Raw genomic sequence first — 20,302 nt, 5'->3', positions numbered from 1 at the left:
ATTACTAGATGGTTTTTACAGGAAATGAGGTAAAACGGCCATCTCTTTAAAACTTCTTAATCATAAATTTTTCTTTATTTAAAATTAATTATTTTTCAAAAAACATCTACTTTTAACGGATGCTATTTTCTCATCTTCGGTCACGGAAAGACTGTTGAATCAGAAGCGAAGCTTGATACTTTTGATAAGAATAGTGAACCAACTATGACCTTTTTAAATAATTCAGAAGATGCCACTAGATATCCATTTTATTCCTCTATAAATGATACTCAGAATGTAATAAAAATACATTTATCATATTCTGATAAACTCAAAAATATTGATTCTCTATATATTTCTGGCCCAATAACATCCCCCACTAGAATTCTCAAATGAACCAATAAAAACACCTGTAGTCGCTGGATTATTTTGATAATCAGCTTCATTTACCGTCCGGTGATAAAATAAAGCCTCCATGAGTAATATTATAACTACCTCCCATTATGTTTAATTCATCAAATAACAGACTATATCATATACCCGTTGTGCATTTTAAATTATATTTGATTTTACATTGTTGATGTTTCTGTTGAAGTAATTTTCATTGATGAACTGAACAGTGAGTCTTTTTTGTTTATATTAGTTCCATGTATATAATAAATGCGTCTTCTTTTAAACCGCAATCACAGTACGATCTACCTTTAGATAGCCGTACTGCATTTAGCCACAAATTGTTCAAACTTCCGATCGGTATTTTGCATAATCGGTCCATGACCGAAACAGATAATGGCAGGGTTCAGTTCTGCTAACTTCTGGAGCGATTTAATGTTTCGCTTCTGATCCGAAGTGAATATGCCTGGTGGAAGCCGCAGACCAGTCGCTGTTGTGAGCAGATTCATATTTGTCGCCGCATCTCCGATGATCAGTATACCATCTCGCTCACGGAATAAAGAAATATGACCCGCTGAATGCCCGGGCGTCTCAATTACCCGAAAGTTTCCGATCTTATCGTTTTCAATGATTGTCTGTTCAACTTTATGTCCCTGACCTGCCCAGTACTTTTGCTGCAACTTTGCTACCCAATGTTGTGGAGTTGGGTAATCGTTGGTCACCATACCCGTTTCAGTCCTAAAAACTTCGTCGGGATGACAGAGTAAAGGGATTTCAAACTCAGCACAAATCTGATCACTACAGCCCTGATGGTCTGCATGCGCATGTGTCAGTACATGTTGATAAACAGGAATTTTCTGGAGAGTTTTTTTTACATTGGTATATGAACTACGTATTCCGGAGTCTACCAATACGCCTTCGATAATATAACAGTTGATACTATTTCGGGGCATCAGTGAAATCTGGAACACTTCAGGAGCAATTTGACGTAACATTGTTTTTTTGTGCAAATCTACTTCGCTGACAAGGACTTCATAAGGACATTTGTCCTATAATACACTGGGTCTGTGTATTTGTCCTTTCGCGCGTGTAAGTGATCGCTGCGTGATACCCAGATATGATGCAAGATCCTGTGTCGTTACGCGCTGAACGAGCTTCGGTTCGTTAGACAATACATGACGGTACTTATCCAGAGCGGACCTATTATTATAGTTCAGCAGATAACGTTCCTTTTGGTTGTACTCCTGCTCCATCACCGATTTTATAACACTATTCCAAGCAGCCATCTGACAAAGCAGATGCTGATAGTCCGGATAATTTATCCTATAGATTATGCTATCTTCTATAGCTCTGATACTCCTTCTGGATTTTTCCCGGGTTATAAACTCTGAAAACGAGGTGACAAATTCATTTTCAAATTTAAAGCAGGTTATATTTTCTTTTCCTTCTTTGTCGATAGCGTATGCTTTTACAGCACCACTAACTATAAATCCAACATAACGGCAGGATTCATCTTCGCGAATAAAAAAATCACCTTTTTTTAAGCGGACAGATTTGAAGAACTGAGCAGAAAAGTTGATTTCCCCAGCTGATAGTTCTCCTGTAGAGGATAGATAATTTTCAAATATGTCAGTCATTTCTCAATCTTTTTCAGCCTTTTATTTCTTTTTAACCATCTATGGATTACATATCAAATCCAGCATCCAAATCTAAGAATTATTGTATATTCAAAACGAACGGTTATTGTATATTCAAAAAAAGTTGCAGCTTTTTTGTTCTGCTTAAGTCTGAGTAAAGATATGGTATATGAGCAATAAAGGATCTGGAATTCTCTTAATAAAAATTGAAATTTCAGGTTTATAAGCATTTATTCTTATCTAAAAAACAGTGAAACTACCAGCTAAACGTGCAGCTATTTTTGAGACAGTTTTTATCCTTACCACTAAGGTATTTCCCAACATCAGGAAAAACATGACGAATTGACATTATTTTTCCCTTGGCATCATTTTCGACTAAATGATAAATAGTTTTCATAAAAAGCTTTTATTTTTTATTAAATTTAAAATTAAATAAGGCATTTAGTAACTGTATAATTTTGAATGGATGAAAAAAATACTTTACACTTTTATAGTTTCTGTAATTGCAGTTTTAATCCTGAATAAAATTGTTTTTAAAGATATCCCTGAAAAAGAAAAACAGGAACTCCTGAACGATGTCCAGCGGTATAAACACCCTATAAAAAGTATTTCTATGGAATATCCGGATAACAGCGACCTGAAGATTCTGGATTATGTGCTCAAAGACAACAGGATTGTAATGCTGGGAGAAAACATTCATTATGACGGCGCTACCATGAAAGCCAAAAGCAGACTCATCAAATATCTCCATGAGAATCTGGGGTATCATGTTGTATTGTATGAAGCCGGCCAGTATGATACCTGGATGATGAATGAGGAAATGAAAAACCACAGCCTGAAAATTCCTTCGGCTTCTATAGGAGGAATGGGACTTTTCGATTTCTGGTGGAACAACAGGGAGACCCAGCCTCTGATCAGCTATTATCAGAAAACGAAAGCTTCAAATCACCCCATAAAACTGGGTGGGTTTGATATACAGTTTTCCGGAGAGGAACTTTATGACAGACGCAGTAAGCTTTTGAAGGATTTTTTAAGCAAAAATTCGATTGACCTTAAGCCATTTCCTCTTTTAAACAAAAACCTTAATCAGATTTCCAATTTTATGTACAAGGGGTTTGCCGGAAAAATTTTATCCGGAAATCAGAAAAAGGACTTTCTCAATGAAATAAGCCGACTTGAACAGATAGTTTCAAAACTGAAAAAAACACCTGAAAACAGAATATATACCCGGTATTTACATGATATGAGAAACAATTTTGATAAAATATGGAAATATGAAGCAGGATCTACGCAGAGTATGCAGTTCAGGGATTCTCTGATGGCTAAAAACCTTATTTATCAGATTGATTCTGTGTATCAGGGACAAAAAATCATTGTGTGGTGTTCAAACCTTCATACTTTTGCAAGCCGGTACAGCAAAAATTATTTACCTCTGGGCGCTCATATCAAAAGTAAATACGGAAAGGCTTCTTATATGATTGATTTTTCATCCTATACCAAATACAATAAAACCGGAACTCCCATTGATAAGCCTGGAAAGCTCGCCATCGAAAATACATTTCATGCAACAAAGACTCCTTATTTCTTTATCAATCTCAGAAGTACCCCGGAAAGTTCTGTACTGAAGAAAGAGTTTATATCCACCATCAATCAGGGAACAGATCAGAAAAAGATCTGGAGCCAGTTTTTTGACGGAATATTTTATATAGACACCAATACTTTTTTAACCTCTCACGAATAATGGAAAGCATTACTACTAAAAACCTCAGTTATACCATAGGTTCTAAAACCATTCTGAACAATATCAATCTCAATATTCCTGAAGGCAGTGTTTATGGCTATCTTGGAAGGAACGGAGCGGGAAAATCGACTACGATTAAACTTCTTTTAGGGCTTCTGGAATCATCGGCCGACAATATTTTCATTCAAAATAAAAGTTTACAACAGAACCGGACAGAGATTCTTGCCAGTACAGGAAACCTGATTGAATCCCCTTGTTTTTATACAAAACTTACTGTTTTTGAAAACCTAAAATACCTGGATATTATCTATGGCAAAGGAAACAAAAGAATTGATGAAGTTCTGGAACTGGTAGATCTGCATAACGAGAAGAAAAAAAAGGTGACAGCTCTATCCATGGGAATGAAGCAGCGCCTGGGAATTGCAATGGCCATTTTTCACGATCCCAAACTTCTGATTCTGGATGAACCTCTCAACGGGCTTGATCCTCAGGGAATTTTTGAAATGAGAAAACTCTTCCAGCATCTGAATGAACAAGGGAAAACCATTTTCCTTTCGAGCCATATTTTGAGTGAGCTTGAAAAAACAGCTACCCATATCGGAATTATTGAAGGCGGGCAAATAATTTTCCAGGGAACAAAGAACGAACTTTTAAGCAAAGTCGAAAAAGAAGTTGTTTTAAAAGTCAATCCTGTTGAAAAAGCATTATCTCTACTCCAAGACACTTATTCCGCAACACTGAATAATATGAACAAAATTTCAGTGAAAATCAATGATGACAAAAAATTCAATGGTCTTCTTACCATGTTAATCCAAAATGGAATTGAGATTTATGACATAGAGTCTCAAAGCACCAATCTTGAGCAGATCTTCATTAATTTAATTTCTAAAAACCATGACTAATACTAATACTTTTTTAAAGGCATTTTCATCCGAACAGTATAAACTTTCCAAAAACAAAGAAATTTTCGGAATTCTGCTCGTTCCTGTCCTGATTATCTTCGCGGTTGATCTGTATATGGTTTATGATGTACTCCGCTCCGGAATAGAAGAATCTGAGGGAACAATAAATCCATGGAAAGCTTCATTGGGAAAAATCGTATTTATGTTTTTTTATCTGTTGTTTCCTATACTCGTTTCTCTTTTTGTGCATGCCTGCTGCGATGTGGAATACAGAAATAATAATTATAAAATTCTCTTCACGCTTCCGGTTTCCAAGACTAAAATATTTTTCTCGAAAGCTATATTCATCCAGATAACAGTTTTTTTCTCAGTGCTTTTCTCTTATCTGGCTTTATTGTTAAGCGGATATTTGCTAAGTATTGCTTTTCCACAGCTGGGCTTCCAGAATTATGACTTCAGAGAAGTGATATTTTATGTCTTTGCGAAATTCTTCATTACTCTTTCTGCTATTGCCATGGTGCAGCTAACTTTGAGTCTTCTTTTTAAAAACTTCATTTACCCTATCGGTTTTGGTGTATTCATGCTGCTTTTCACGACGATTATCTATCAAAAAAAATTCTCTGATTTTTTGATTTATACCGGAGGCTACAAATCAATGGATAACTTCATGAGTGAAAATATCGCTTTTGAAAGAATAGATTACTGTAATATCGCCTCCGTTTTTATCTTCATGGCTGCGAGTTTTTATCTTTTTGTAAGGAAGAAAGGGGGATAGATAAAATGTTGGAAGCAGGGAGCTTGAAGATGGGAGTTACTGTCAGCCTACATATTAATTAATTTCCAGCTTCAGGCGTTCCAACAAAGGCTTATGCTACTCCTTTTATTTTTACACTAGTTTTAGCGGCCTCGATTTTCTTATTATTTCTAAGCTCACGCTTCATTTTACGGTAATCCCAGGGTGCAACAGCATTTACATCCTGCCAGAGACCAACTTTTCTATATTGTGCATTTTCCTGAATTTTACCTAAAGAAGCATCTTTGGAGTAAGCAAAATACCACCATCCCATTCCTGCTTTGATAAGTTCTTTGGAAAGGTATTTGCCGTCATCATAATAAACCTTTGCAATAGATCTCCCATAACGGTCCGTGTTCGTCTCAACAAAGCTTACTGTTTTCCCAAATACCTGGGCAGAAGTAAACTGTTTTGCATTTTTCCCAAATGCCTGTCCACTTTCAGGACAATCGACTTCAGCCAGTCTGAGTTTTTTTTGCTGGTTCCCTTTTAACAGTAAAGTAATGGTATCTCCGTCTGAAATTTTGATCACTTTTCCGGTAGTCTGTGAGAATAGGAATACAGGGAAAAGCAGGTACGCCAACATTAATCGTTTCATTCGGCAAATATAGGGATTAGTCGTCATTACAAATTAAAAAACCTCGCGTTTTGCGAGGTTTTTTTAATATTGAATTAAGTTATTTGATTTTTTTTCACCTCAAAGTTGGGAGACTTTGCGGAACAGAAGCAAATATTAAGTAATCTTAATTATTAAATGCTATTATTTATTTTAAAGACTAAATCATCTATATAAATATTAATACCAGTTCTTTTTAAAATTTCTAAAGACCTAAAAAAATAACTATTTCCCAATGCTTTTTCTAAAGCGTCTGCTGAATTTATATACAAATGAAATTCCTGCATATTATTATTCTTACTTACATCTATAGTATGGTCATGAAGTGAATCTAATCCCAGTCCCATAAAACCTCTTTTTCCAAAGAACAATTCACCTAAATAACAGAAAAAATCTTCTTCATCTCTAACAATATTTCCATCCATTTTCATGATGTTATTCTCAGCACTTATTTTATAAAAACCTTTATTCCAAATAAAACAAGCCAGAAGATAAGAGCTTTTGACTTCTTTATTTTCATACTTTTCCCAGCTAAAATCTGAATGATTAAACCAATCGTAAAAAATTTTAATGAGATATTGAGCATATCCTCTTCCCGTAATACTCATTTTATTAATCATAGTTCCATAAAGAATAATTCCGTCTGGCTCATTATAATCATACTCTGTTAAAACATAGTCTACAAGAAATCGGGTTTCATACAAAGCTTTTTTTATACCAGCTCTATTATCAATATTTATGACCAGTCTAATTTCAGATTTTTCTAATTCTTCTAAAATAATGAATTTAGCCTCAGGTTTAACCTTTAGCAATAATTTATCATTGATAATTTTCCTATCTCTAGTAAGATCTAAATAATCTATTTTAATATTATTTAAAAATATCTCCATTTTATTTACTCACTTGTTTTATTTCATGAATTACGTTATAATCAGATTCCATACTATATCCATATTTTACTGTACCATCTCTTTCAACCCTTCTTAAAATTCTATCATGTGCATTAGTTGATTTGGGTACCTCGAATTCTTCAGCACCAATCCAGTTTTTTTGAGACCCATAGCCTATTTTCCCTTGTTTATACTGATCTCCTCTAAAAATCTTAACACTTCCATCTGCTTCCAATCGTGGTTTTCCTCGGCCAGCTGCAACTTCAATTACTTCTTTATTAACAAATCCATTCTTGGTTGCCATAAACCCACAGCCATCATTGTGTACAAGAATTTTATGTTCAGAAACAAAATAATTATGATTTCCATCAATCTCTAAATTATAAACATTTTCTATCTTGTCTATAATTTTAATATCATCTACTTTTATTAAGTGCCCCTTATCATTGACAACAAGGTCTCCTCTTTTTAAATCTTTAGCATGAACCCAATTTCCTTTAATATAAAAAGGATGCTCTGGTGTGCATATAATTTTAGAGTTATTTATAGATAGTTCTAATAATTGCTTAGTAATATTACGTGAAAGTGAAAGAACTTTTTTTAACTCATTTTGCTTCTTAATTTCATCGTAAGACCACACCTTGTCTCCAATCTCAATATCTTCTATAGGTTTCAGACCATCTGAAGTATAGACCAAGGTTCCTTTCACGAAACAAAGTAACATTCTTGTATACATGCTCTTAGCGATACTACCTACAGCCGATACACCCCCAAAAATAAATAATTCTTTAGTAGCTTCTGCTCCTTCCTGTTCATATTTTTTTGCCTGAGCCTCATTACCTCTATCTCGCCAATGAGTCTGCATCTGCATACTATGAGCGGCTTCTCCACTAGCGTAAGCAATCATAATCTTAGTTCCCAAACCTCTGGTTAAGAATGTGTCTACCAACGCAAAGGAAGCCATATTAATATTTTTAGACAATTCTAGATACTCACCAGCAACCTGAGATCTTGTCTGAGGATTATCTCCATAAATATTCCAGCTTAGTGTCTGTTTACCATTAGGATCAACATATTTAATCGGATTCTGATATGTATAAATATAAGGATTTAGGTTACCCCAATAAAATACTCCTCCATTATGCTGTCCTTCACCGTAAAACTCAGTCTCCATCGCCGGATTGTAAACAGCCAAAGGATCCACCCCATACCAAATACTTGCTCTCGGGTTATAATATCTTGCTCCATAGTAATACAGCCCGGTTTCTCTATCCAGTTCTTTTGCATTGAACTTATATGGGTTATCATATACTCCTGTTCTCTGCTCCAGCATCGTTTCTCCGAATGGTAAATTTAAGAAAAACTGCGTACTCTGAGCACTGGAATTGGTAACAAATGTTGCTGTTCCTAAATGGTCATTATGCAAATAGTATAATCCTAACTGGCTGGTTGGTCCATTTAAAGTATTCAGCTCTGCTGAAATATCGCCTACTCCTGCTTTTTCAAGATATATTTTAAAATCAACAGAAGGATCAGGTTCTCTCATTGTTGTTCCCTGATCAGATGTTCTGAGGTTTAAGGGAACAAAAATATTGCTTCCATCCATCACCCTGCTGGCAAAACGGGTTGATCCTTCAAAATAATGTTTGGTATACTGCCCGTTTAAGGATACCGTTACATAAGGATTAGGATACAATGTATAGTCAGTTAGACTTAAGCTTCCCGGATCTACCAATTCTCCGTTCTGATATAGCTGAGAACTTCCATGAAGATTGTACTTTATCGTTCTTTCTCCTTTGTCGTCGTATGCATAATATTGGTATACACCAGAATCATCACTGTAAAAAGCTTTTAAACGATCCTGTTCATCCCAGAACATATGCTTAGAACCAAATTCATCAACATGCTCAATGGTATTCCCATTTTCATCATAGGCGAAAAGCTGTTGTGTCCCGCTGGCATTACCGTCAGTAATTGACTTTACTTTATGAGTTTCCGGAATATACTTATAGTTATTCGAGTACGTATTCAACGGGTTCGGCTGCTGGTCGATCTGATGCACCTGTTCCTTCAATACAATCCCTCCACTCTCGTTATACATTACCTTCTTAAGATCAAAATGTGAGTTACTTTGCGCATATGGAGAAGTATTGGGTGTTGTAGGAGTTCCTCCTTTATCATTTAGCCCCATATCACTTTCCGTACCAATCAATCTGTTTAAGGTATCATATCCATATTTGAAAGCATAGGTTCCTCCCATTTGATTCGGAGTTACCCCTACATCATTGGCAAGACGGATAATATTTCCTCTCTTATCATACTCGTAGCTGTTGGATAAAAACGCATTGGAATTGCTCCATAACCCAAAGTGATCTAACCTTCTGTTGGTAGCAATATATGAATAATCTGTTCTTGTTCCATTTCCATAGTTGGCTGCTGTTCTCTGCTCATAAAGGTCATATTTGATATTCTGAATATAATTATAACTTCCGTTGGTTACCGTTTTAAGATTCCCTCCTAGGTCATAACTGTAAGTAAGCTGCTCTCCATCAGGATATGTCAGTTTTTTAAGACGGTTCCAGCTGTCATAGATATAATCCGTTTTGAACTCCATCGTTGGAATACTGTATCCGAATATCCTGCGGGTTTCCGATATTACTTCACCCAGCTTACCATAATTGTAAGTAGTATACCCTGTTCCATCTGTTTTTGTTGTAATCCTTCCTGAATTATTTCCTGAATTGGCAGGCATATAATCATAATGAACATTATTAGGGTTGACTGCTCCACTTGGAAGATTAGGAAGCGTAATATCAATAAGTCTGTTCTTATCATATCGATAATGGATAAAATGACTCTGTATATTAGGATCATTAACAAGATTTGGAGTTACAAATCTGATCAGATGTCCAGCGGCATCATATTCATAAGTAGTCTGCCCTTTATCAGGGTGCAACATTTCTGTTCTTCTTCCGGCAAGGTTATACTTATAGGTCGTCTTAATACCTTGAGGATCAGTTACCATAAGCAGTTCACCTGCTGTATTATATTCAAATTTTGTAGACAGTGGGTTACTATTCAGATAATTTATTTTCTCAACAATCTGTCCCTCTGCATTGGTGAAAGTCTCTGTCCTGGTAACATCCAATTCTTCAATACTTTTAAACAGATTCCCTTCTATCTCATAGCTAATTGATTTTTCAACGCCGTCTTCATATTTAACATTCGTAATCCTGTCAGAGTGGTCGTACGTATTGGACAACATAAACTGGCTGAGATTCAGATTCAGATTATTATCCTGAAGGTCTCCTTCCTGAGGCTGATATTGATATAGCTGTCTTCCGAATACATCAAATATTGGTCTTCCTGAAACAGATCTGCGTTCTGTTCCATTAATATCAATATCTTTCTTCACCTGTATTACTCTTCCCATAAAATCTGAGTAAGAATCTGTATTAATCAGGTTATTCGGATGGTCTGCATCATAATGAGAGGTTCTGGCACGGAATATTTTAATATTCTGATCTGAACTCGGCATACCATAATGGTCATAATAATAAGAGTGAGTTATTGTAGAAATATTTGCAGGACTATAAGGTTCAATGATGGATATAGCCCTTCCATAGTCATCATATCCATATTGTATTACATTTCCTGTTATATCTGTACTTTTTGTTAAAACATCCAAATAAAGATTATACTGTCCAAAGGAAATATATCCAAAGGCATCAGTTGTCCTTATTACATATTTACCTGTTTCATCATCATATTCATAGGATATGGAATATCTGTTCTGTGATTCATCAGGTGGATAAGTTACTGTTTTAACATTACCTGATGGCTCATAAGTATAATCTGTTATGATATCCTGAGAACCATCAAATACGATATATTTTCCGACATCTCCTGTATTAACGTTTATATCCTGGGTTTTTCTCTTCCTTAAAAGAGTAGAACCTGTTCCGTCATATACATTGATCTCTTTTGGTACTGCGATCATATTTTTATTCAGTCCGGTCCAATAAGTGATCACAGATTTATAGGAATTGGTAGGGCTGGTATAGGTATAATTTGAAACCAATCCGGTATTGTAATCATACTCCATTTTTTCCGTAGTCTCTATTTCACCACCATTTTCAAATCTCGTATTGATCTTCGTATTCAACAGAACGGTAGCCATTCTTCTACCTTCTGTTCCTCCGGTATCAAAACTTTCCGCTAAGTAATTAGGGTCTATTTTGGTTGTATTATCTTTAAATTTATATAAACGATAGTTATAGATCACTTTGGAAATTAACTCATCATTTCCCGAAAGGATTTTACTTTCTTTAATTAATCCATTTAAGAAATAACTTGTGTTATAATACATATCCTCAGCTTTACGATAAGGATTTCCATCGATATTTATTTCTTCACGTGTTATTTTTCCAAAACCAAAATTATCTCTTTCTCTTCTGTCATATCTGGAATTTTCAAATTTATATCGGGTTACAATATCTTTCTCTGTACTGGAAAGCGTATAGTCTGTACTAAAGACATCCGGGTTTAATATTTTAACCTCTTTAACCACCAGTTTTGCATGTGGATCCTCATAATTCGGCTGTGTAAACTGATAGTCTATAGTGTACTTCCCTTTGGTTATGTTTTGAGTAACAGATTTCAGTTTATTGGTTTTCCCAATCAGCGAGTAATTGACTATAAATCCATTACTGTTATCTACAACAAGATCTACAAATCCATCTCCGTTCATATCTCTGAAAGCCTTTTGGGTATCAGAAACATTGATTCCCAGATTGGCAGTTGCCCCTGCTCCTACTTTTATGAAAAGATTCAGAATCGGAACAGGAGGAATAATCGGGATAGGTCCTATATTTACCATAAAGCTTCCTCCGAAAGAGAAATAGCCATTATATGAGCCACTTTCTTCAGTGAAATCTACATTTCCTACTGTTTTAAGCAATGGGACAGCTGTATCAAATTTATGTCCTAAATTATAGCGAACATTAGTCCATTTAGTACAACCTGGCAATAGATCGCAATTTTTCACCTCAAGAATATCAATTAAACCATCTCCGTTGATATCTTCATATACAACATCTGCAGTTCCCTTTGAAGCTGAACCGCCTAAGCTTGCACTGATACCAAATCCAAAGCTGCTCAAAGCACCCATATTTGCTGAAGAACCTAACCCTCCACCTATAGAAATATTTTCACTTCCTATCGGGTGAGATCTGTAAGTAAGCATATTTTCAACAGGCTTCATCCCCGATAATTTTTTTCCTAAGTTGAGCATTACTCCCATGTTTATTGCTCCTCCGTTTACCACTCTGTCAGGAAGTCCATCACCATTAATATCCATCCAAAAGTTATTTCCTGAATCAAATGAGTTAAAATATTTGGTAACTCCTGCACTAGCAGATCCGGACCCAGACCATGGCATAGAAGAATCCCCTTTTGAAGTAGTACCCAACAGACCATTTACACTAATTCTTCCGCTAGCGGAAAAAAGGTTATAAGAGAATCCCAGAGAATTCATCTTCTGATAGGTATTGGAATCCGTAGGAAAACCTCCCGATAATACCAGGTTTATATCATCTAAACTTCCAACAGAATTAGTCAGCTGAATAGACTCAGGATATACCATATCAGGATACCCGTCTCCATTTATATCAGAGAATGTCTGAGTTTCAATACTTCCTTTCCCCCAAGGTACAGTTTCTGATTCAGCTTCAGATATTCCTACCCCTCCTACTGATACATTTAATGTATTTGTTGTATTACGAGTGTAGCTGCTCTGTTTTCTACTAATAGCCTTCATTGTGGTATCCAATGAAAGTACTGCTGTTACCAGAGTAGTAGGTGTTACTGATGGTGTATTAGGTATAGGATTATTGAAATAATTGACAGCTTCATCATCCTTGAAAGAACTTGCAGAAGCGAACTGATTCTCTCCGGCTCCCACCCAAATGCTTTTAACAGTATAGTTCCCTCCTGTATTTACCAGCGAACTATAGGGTTTCATAGGAGAAACAAATTGGGAAACTGTATTGTTTCCTGTGTTAGGATTCGCATTAGGTAGGTTATCAATACACTTAGCCAATTCCTCTGCAGATAAAGGAGGCTGCTGAATACATTGTGGATAAGTATTTTGAGCTACATTACCCGGAGTCATAGTTTCTGCTTCAATTGGTTTCCCATAGGTGTAACCTTCTATAATTCCCGGATTGTATAAAAATTGTCCCCAGTTATTATAGACAGCAGTTTTCGGGTTATACATTGCTGTATTTACCGAAGTTGGCGGCACAGAGGTAATCAGCTCACCACTTCCGTAAATTTTGAATGGTTTCCCCTGGAAGTATTGAGAATATTTATTGAATAAAGCGTAATCACCATCTGTTTTACAGTATACCTGAATATTTACAAGATGAGGTTGACCAAATTCCGGTATTGTTAAATCTCCTTTATAAAAACTGATAGGACTTATTCCCGGAACATCAAATGCACCAATCATATCCTCTTCTTTAATCACGGAGTTGGCTCCGTTAGCTGCTACAGTTACTTTTCTTTTTCCCATCACTGTAGATCCGGTTTTGATTACGTAATAAAACGATCCGGTTGAAAGAGTAGAAAAGTTTGTCACACCTTTGTCTATCTGAACACCATAAGCTCTTTTCCCACTAACGATATTAGGATTATCCTGTGTACTTCTAATGTCTATCCTTGCTCTTAGTTGTGTTACTGCATATGAAGGATATTGAGCAACGGGATACAAATCTAAGTTAACTGATGCATTATTATTTGAAACAGCATTATAATGTACTTTAATTTTATCTTTCCAGTTGCTGTTGAAGAATGATGTATGAGAATCAGATTCTATAATAAATTTCAAATAAACAGGCTCACTTGAATTCACATTCAAAGTACCTGTATAAGCTTCAGTATTAAAAGGATCATATGACTGAATGTATTCAGAAGAATGAAGCACTGTAGCTGTGCCAGTATTTGCATTTTCTGCAATTACTTTAAAGGTAAAGCCATCTGTACTATTAGGAAAATTAACACTTTCCACTGTAATATTTGCTGTCCCCGTACCATCCAGATATGCTGATGATAATAAATTATTGGTAAGGAAGTTACTTCCATAATTTCCATTATTCAACTTAAACTGATCCTGAAATATAAACTTGCTTGACAAAGGGGATCCTGTTGTGGGATCAACATAAATAACTTCCGGATTAGAGTTTACCTCTAAATTCTTCGTCATACTTTTATGTAATCTTACATATACCTTTTCCCCACTTTTTACAAAAATCCTATTAGAACTATCAACTGCTCCCACAAAATTAGACACCATATTGTATCCCGGGGAAATAGTATTCATTTCTGTATAATAATCATTATACTTCGAGATCGAAATATTTTTTGCAAGGCCACCAGGGGTAAGTTCCGTAAGATAAACTCTTGTGTTAACAGAAGCACCCGAAGACGCGTAAGGAGCTTCCACCGAATAATACATTTTTATTGGTAAATCATCCTGATCTCCAGTATAAGAAGGTACGGATATATTATCTTTAATCGTGATATAACCATCCTGTGACGCTATCCATACTTTTACAACATCAGTAATTGGTACTGCCGGAATATCTGGAGTAACAATAGGATCTACAGGTGGTAAAAGCGGAGGTGCTATTGGCTTATCCTTCACAACCATATTTTCTGTAAATTCTGAATGTTTGGTCATTTCAGGCTGTTGCAAACCTTTATTATATTTGTTAAACCACACCTGTCCATTATTGACAATATCAACTAATCCGTCAGAATTAGCATCAATTAGATAGGTAGATGTTGTTCCTTTGGAAGTAGATTTAATCTGGGATCTACTGTATACTGTAGCTCCCATATCCCATCCTGAATTGTTGGTCTTGGTTTCGGTATAGGTAAAGTTATTATTATAATTTAATAAGGGTTTGGCTGGTAAAAAAGATAAATGACCGTCCTGATCCAATTTTCCCTGACTGAATTTCAGTTCAGAAGAAGTTCTGTAGATCATATCCTGAATACCGTCTCCATTAAAATCAATAAGCTGTTGGGCATTCTTTGCTTCGGCCGTGGAATATCCAAAAGGAAATCCAAACATCAGGTGCCCATATGCATCATTGGAAGAATAAAAGAAATTCAATCCGGCAGCAGGTCTAAAGTTCAAACCGTTTTCCGAAGAAATATTTCCATTGATTTTCGATGGTTTCAGAATATTTTCAATAAGCCCGTTATAAACATTTTCGGAATTTTGTACCTGCACCTGAGTATCAGGTCCAAATATCTGATTATTTTCTACCTGGTTATAGTATTCAAAAGAATAGTCATCAACAATAGGAAGCGGATTCACAATCTTAATGTTGTATACCTGACTGTATAATCTTTTTAACCTTGTTTTATTAAATTGTCCATCTTCGTATTCTACACCATATGTTCGTATTTTTTCTGTCTTATGTTTTATATCAATAGCTTTTAAAAGATATGATTCTACTCTTTTCAATCCTTGCTTTGCATTGATACTGATATCTTTTCTGCTAATCCCGGTTTCAGCAATAAAGTTGACACTATAATCCTGATTTTTTCCGTAAGTTATTTTTTGAATATGAAAATAAATTCCTCCGGTTAGGGCATTAGTTGATCCAAGATCCAATATATTTTTCTGATAGGTAAACATCATTTTATTACCATGACTGTCTTCTACCATTCTTAATCCCCAATGAACAATCTGGCCTTCGTCATTTTTTATAACAGAATTATCACTTCCGCCATAATAGCTTTTAGTACCATTTGTAGAAGTTACTATCCATGCATAATTAGCAGGAGTAGCTCCTTCCCTTTCTATAAGAGTAAAATCATGATTTTTTCTGAGATAAAATTGCTTTTTTCCTGTCGAATTACGAGTCTGTCTTGCTGTCGTAATATCTGTAGAGGTCTCACTTGTATTATTATGTCTGTGTGGTAGATAACCATTAGGATAAACAAGCATTTCACCATCTAAAGTATACAATTCCGTTTCCTGGCTACCGAACTTAGGCGTTCCCCATCTGGTATCCACTGTAATTGCAGATAATCCCTGAAGATCCCATCCTTCACCCATCCATCCGTTACCGACACCACTGTTGTATCCTATTGCTAAAGAAGGCTGTAATCCTCCCAATCCTGCAGGAACTTTAATAGGATAATTCATATTGGCATCTCCTTTTTGGTTTGCTGTAGGAGCATTCATCAGCTGCATTCCTGCCATAGGATCTGCAGCTTTCAATCCACTGATACTTGTTGGTGAAAAAGCTGTTGTCTGAGGAGATTCAGGAGCGGAAATAATTCCGTTGATATAATCATGGTCACCATCTCCTTCTACCATTACCGTTTTATTTTTCTCATCAACAACTGATTTGTCTGCTACCCATTGTTTCTTGACATAATCAAAATGGAAAATTTTGATATCCTTAGGAGAGAACAATCCCAGTCTTTTGGTATCGTAAGGAATAGTAATCTTTGCCTTTTTCTCCAGCTTTCCGGCCGTTACTGAAAATCTGTAAGCGGCATTATTCAACGTTACATTTTTAAGTCCCTGAGATACTGCCGGTATATCTTTTTCTCTTAATTTCAGTACTTCAATGTAAGCCGATTCTGATGTTCCTTTTTCTATAGAAACATTCATATTTTCATAGCTTATACTGAATTCTTTATCTTTTGAAATTTCAACACCTTTTGGTTTTGCATAGTAATGGTCAACTACTTTAAAGGCTTTTGTTGAAGCCGGAATTTTGTAAGCATTAGTTATACCTCCTGCAATAACAGAGAATGAACCCTCTGCCTTATTTTTTTCTGAAAGTTTGACAACTTTTTCAAACTCACCATTTTCTACAGCAACAACTTCATTATTAACTACCACATCTGTTAACGATGCTGTCTTTCCTTTTACATACAACTGATCTCCTGACAGTACAGAACTTATGATTAGATCATTATCATACTTTTTATCTTTTTCAAAAACAATACGTAAGTTTTTTACTTTGTATTTTACCCCGGCTGAAGGTGAAGTAAATAATATGGAATTAGAACCTGTTTTTATAAGTTCAGAATTGATTTCCTCTTTTTGATGACTCCATTTTGCGCTTGGAACAATAATTCCTCCTCCTATCGCAATATTATGATTAATAGATCTGGATACTGACTCATGAGAAGCCAATCCAAACAGATCGTATTCAAGATATGCTACAGTGTTTTTTTCCGCAGATGGAATGTCAATGGTAAAGAAGTTATCAGAAACTTCATCTTCTTCCTGATCCGTGAAAGCACCAATAGTTCCTTCTTTTTCCTTTGATGGATAAAAATTCTTATTGTCGACAGCAACATCATTTTTAAACTCAGAGAATTCTAAATTTTCCTTTGCTGAATTTAAAAATACAGAATGATTTTCATCTAAAATATTCTTTTCAAGTAATTTTTCAGATTGTGTTAATTGATTAGAAGGATTTTCTTTTACATCCTGATCAATTAAATCAACTTTTTTATCAGTCCATTTACTTATCAGCTCTTTTTTGAATACCTGTAACTTCTGCCTGTCTTCTTTGGTAAAGCTCGCAAAGACAAACATCAACGCAAAAAAGCCTATCAGTAAACAAGACTTCTTGGTAACAGGAAATTGATCCGTATTTATTTTCATGGTATAGTTTAATCAACGATTAATTTGAACGTTTTTATGATTTTTTTATCTTGAATAAGATTAATAATGTAAGCACTTTGAACTTTCAACTGACCAGTGTAATGATTTGATTTTCGGTCAATATTATCAAATTTGACCAATCTTCCTGATCCATCATAAATGGAAATTCCAAGTCCTTCCATAGGAGGGAAAGTAACTGTAAAAGTTTGTCCTTTTTTAACTGGATTCGGATAAAGATTAATTTTAGTCAGATTCAGTGATAAGTCCCCGTTAATTAATAATCCGGAATCTGGATTTTGATTCGCTCGTTCATTCTTAGCACTTTTCAATGGACTTACTGCAAAAGTGAAATGAGCTGTATCACCACTATCAAAATCATTAAGGAAATCAACTTTATTAAAAATGATATAATTTGCAGCTTCAGATCCTTGAACTTTCAGAATACTTCCGTCAGGTTTTTTCAGGAACATCCAATAAGCAATAGGTAAAGACCTTGGATTCACCGTTTCTTTCAATATTCTTACACTATAATCGGTTTTAGGAACTTTATTACCTATAAAGTTGATTTCCCAGTTTTTTTGCAAAACATCAAAGGTACCATCGTTTTTTAAAGTCAGTTCATTATTATCATCAGACCAAATAACAAACTGATTATTCTCAAAAACAGATTGATTCTCAACATTTGTTCTTTCAATAGAATTTTTCCCAATTGTTAAAAATAGATCAGCCTGGTTGGACGACTGTTTTTGGTAGAGTTCATTACCATTGTCTCTTCCTAATCCAGTAGGTTTGTATCTAAATTCTTTATGTTTTTCCGGATCCCAGATTATCTTTCCATCACTGCTATAATATTTCCCCTTTTCCAGTGAAATTCCGTATTTAATAGAGAGATAGGAGTGTATTTTACCAAGATCTGAAGATTTTGCTTTTCTTGGAAAAAATATCATCTCATAAAGATTCTGATCTTCAAATTTAATTTTCAAGCTATCAGATTTATCACGGTTCGGATCTGCAACTGCTACAAACGAAAAAATACTTGGCCTTTTTCTAATTTCAACAGTTTTTTCTCCACCAGTTTTAAAGTTGTTATTTCCTAAGGAAATCTTTTTTTCAGTATTTTCCCATATCAATTCATCTTCCTTCGATCGGTGGACCGCTGTAAGAGTATGGCTCTTATTTTTACTGTATTTAATATATTTTTTGAAAAGCTTATCCTTGATACCACAATGAAAATTGAGTAAATTTTCATCTTTGCACTTTGTTACTTCGTGAAGTATTGGATTGGCTTTTTCCCATAATTGGACATCAGATCCCACCAGTTGAGAATAAACAGACACAGAACACGATAAACAAATTATCGCGAATGCCCTAGAATAAAGAGGGTTATACATATTAGATATTTTTTGCCAAATAAATAGTCAGCAATAGCCAACTGAAGTTTAGTTTGAAAATTAACCGAAAAAAGAAAACTATCTTAAAAATTCAGAATATAATAGTAGATAGAGATGGAAATGGCTGATTTCTTTATAGTATTATTATGGTATTAATTTTTTTTTGCAAATTTATAAAAGAAACAGATACCACAAGTTTTTTTTTAACAATTTTTAACAATGACAGAAACCTATAATTCTTTCATTTGACTGAATGATCAATGAAATCATTTATTAAAGCAGAAACCATGAACAAACGGGTTCAAATAAAAAAGTAAAAAAAAATGAAATTTTTTCATCTTTTTTCAAATACGATAAGTCAATGGTTATTAATCATGTAAAGTTTATAAAACCCCATTCATAAAAAATTAATTAAAAATTATTCTTCATTTTATTTTTTTATTTGAAAAAATATTATACCTTTGCAACCGCAAAAACGAAGTAAATATCGTTACTGATGACACCCTCGGGGCGTAGCGTAGTCCGGTCATCGCGCCTGGTTTGGGACCAGGAGGTCGCAGGTTCGAATCCTGCCGCCCCGACTGTTTTAGTAGTTTTCTCAAAATTACTTAATGGGTGCGTAGCTCAGCTGGATAGAGCATCTGCCTTCTAAGCAGACGGTCAAAGGTTCGAATCCTTTCGCGCTCACTTAAAGACTTACTGGAAACAGTGAGTCTTTTTTTGTGTGTACTCTTTTTTATAGCTCAGGAAATAATGCATCCCGATTTCAGTCGGGATGGCAAAGGTTCGAATCCTTTCGCGCTCACTAATTATTAATCAAAGATATTATTCCAAAGCCTAAAAGTTCAGATTTCCGAAGATAATGAAAAAAATAACCAGATAAAAGATTTTATGCGGACTCAACAGCCTTATCTGAATCCTTATTTAACGGTTCAAGAATTGGCAGAAAAGGTCCAAATACCAGCTAAAGATTTATCGGTTTTGATTAATTCTTATATGGATAAACATTTTTTTGATTTCGTCAACGAATACAGAATTGAGAAAGCAATGGAAATATTAAAAGATCCTCTGCAAAAAGATTTAACAGTTTTAGAAATTTTATATCAAGTTGGTTTTAATTCTAAATCATCATTCAATACGTCTTTCAAAAAATATACAGGAAAAACACCAACAGATTTTAGAAAAAATTCATTCTAACACGAATTTTATCCGGAAAATGCGTTCGACTTTTTTTAATCGGTCGTATATGAAGACAATT

The 20,302-nt window shown here is 34.9% G+C and carries 10 protein-coding genes and 2 tRNA genes; 6 read left to right on the top strand and 6 right to left on the bottom strand.

The features are described from left to right. Positions 1-680 precede the first annotated feature (680 nt). A complete protein-coding gene (locus CHRYMOREF3P_RS19425) occupies positions 681-1,364 on the bottom strand; it encodes an MBL fold metallo-hydrolase (protein WP_180565294.1) in 684 nt (227 codons plus the stop codon). A gap of 54 nt (positions 1,365-1,418) precedes the next feature. Further along, positions 1,419-2,006 carry a Crp/Fnr family transcriptional regulator gene (locus CHRYMOREF3P_RS19420; protein WP_180565293.1) on the bottom strand — a complete coding sequence of 196 codons (588 nt, stop codon included), beginning with the start codon at positions 2,004-2,006 and terminating at the stop codon, positions 1,419-1,421. Between the two features lie 466 nt (positions 2,007-2,472). On the opposite strand from CHRYMOREF3P_RS19420, the gene CHRYMOREF3P_RS19415 reads away from it, so the two are divergent. The 3 genes from CHRYMOREF3P_RS19415 to CHRYMOREF3P_RS19405 are packed head-to-tail and all read left to right on the top strand — an operon-like array spanning position 2,473 to position 5,424. Then, a complete protein-coding gene (locus CHRYMOREF3P_RS19415; RefSeq protein ID WP_077415773.1) occupies positions 2,473-3,747 on the top strand; it encodes an erythromycin esterase family protein in 1,275 nt (424 codons plus the stop codon). Beyond that, positions 3,747-4,649 carry an ABC transporter ATP-binding protein gene (locus tag CHRYMOREF3P_RS19410; RefSeq protein WP_180565292.1) on the top strand — a complete coding sequence of 301 codons (903 nt, stop codon included), beginning with the start codon at positions 3,747-3,749 and terminating at the stop codon, positions 4,647-4,649. Before CHRYMOREF3P_RS19415 ends, CHRYMOREF3P_RS19410 begins: the two co-directional genes overlap by 1 nt. Then, positions 4,642-5,424 (top strand): ABC transporter permease, encoded by a 783-nt coding sequence (locus CHRYMOREF3P_RS19405; protein ID WP_077415777.1) that lies wholly within the window; start codon positions 4,642-4,644, stop codon positions 5,422-5,424. Before CHRYMOREF3P_RS19410 ends, CHRYMOREF3P_RS19405 begins: the two co-directional genes overlap by 8 nt. A 91-nt stretch (positions 5,425-5,515) precedes the next feature. On the opposite strand, the gene CHRYMOREF3P_RS19400 is transcribed toward CHRYMOREF3P_RS19405, so the two are convergent. From CHRYMOREF3P_RS19400 to CHRYMOREF3P_RS19385, 4 genes are all read right to left on the bottom strand, one after another. Continuing rightward, positions 5,516-6,040 carry a thermonuclease family protein gene (locus CHRYMOREF3P_RS19400; protein WP_077415779.1) on the bottom strand — a complete coding sequence of 175 codons (525 nt, stop codon included), beginning with the start codon at positions 6,038-6,040 and terminating at the stop codon, positions 5,516-5,518. Positions 6,041-6,192: 152 nt separating this feature from the next. After that, complete coding sequence (locus CHRYMOREF3P_RS19395) at positions 6,193-6,948, bottom strand: hypothetical protein (RefSeq protein ID WP_180565291.1); 756 nt, start codon at positions 6,946-6,948, stop codon at positions 6,193-6,195. Position 6,949: 1 nt separating this feature from the next. Next, entirely contained in the window at positions 6,950-17,653 is a 10,704-nt protein-coding gene (locus CHRYMOREF3P_RS19390; protein ID WP_180565290.1) for a polymorphic toxin-type HINT domain-containing protein, read from the bottom strand. Positions 17,654-17,661: 8 nt separating this feature from the next. Continuing rightward, positions 17,662-18,990 carry a T9SS type A sorting domain-containing protein gene (locus tag CHRYMOREF3P_RS19385; protein ID WP_180565289.1) on the bottom strand — a complete coding sequence of 443 codons (1,329 nt, stop codon included), beginning with the start codon at positions 18,988-18,990 and terminating at the stop codon, positions 17,662-17,664. A 560-nt stretch (positions 18,991-19,550) separates the two neighbouring features. Here CHRYMOREF3P_RS19385 and CHRYMOREF3P_RS19380 point away from each other — a divergent pair. The 3 genes from CHRYMOREF3P_RS19380 (at position 19,551) to CHRYMOREF3P_RS19370 (ending at position 20,241) form a co-directional block, all read left to right on the top strand. After that, positions 19,551-19,625, top strand: a tRNA-Pro gene (locus CHRYMOREF3P_RS19380). Between the two features lie 32 nt (positions 19,626-19,657). Further along, a tRNA-Arg gene (locus tag CHRYMOREF3P_RS19375) sits at positions 19,658-19,731 on the top strand. A 204-nt stretch (positions 19,732-19,935) separates the two neighbouring features. Then, positions 19,936-20,241, top strand: a complete 306-nt coding sequence (locus tag CHRYMOREF3P_RS19370) for a helix-turn-helix domain-containing protein (protein WP_180565288.1) — start codon at positions 19,936-19,938, stop codon at positions 20,239-20,241. The last annotated feature ends 61 nt before the right edge of the window (positions 20,242-20,302 follow it).

Source organism: Chryseobacterium sp. JV274 (assembly GCF_903969135.1).
In the GTDB taxonomy this organism is placed as follows: Bacteria; Bacteroidota; Bacteroidia; order Flavobacteriales; family Weeksellaceae; genus Chryseobacterium.
This window is presented reverse-complemented; position numbering and strand designations above follow the sequence as displayed.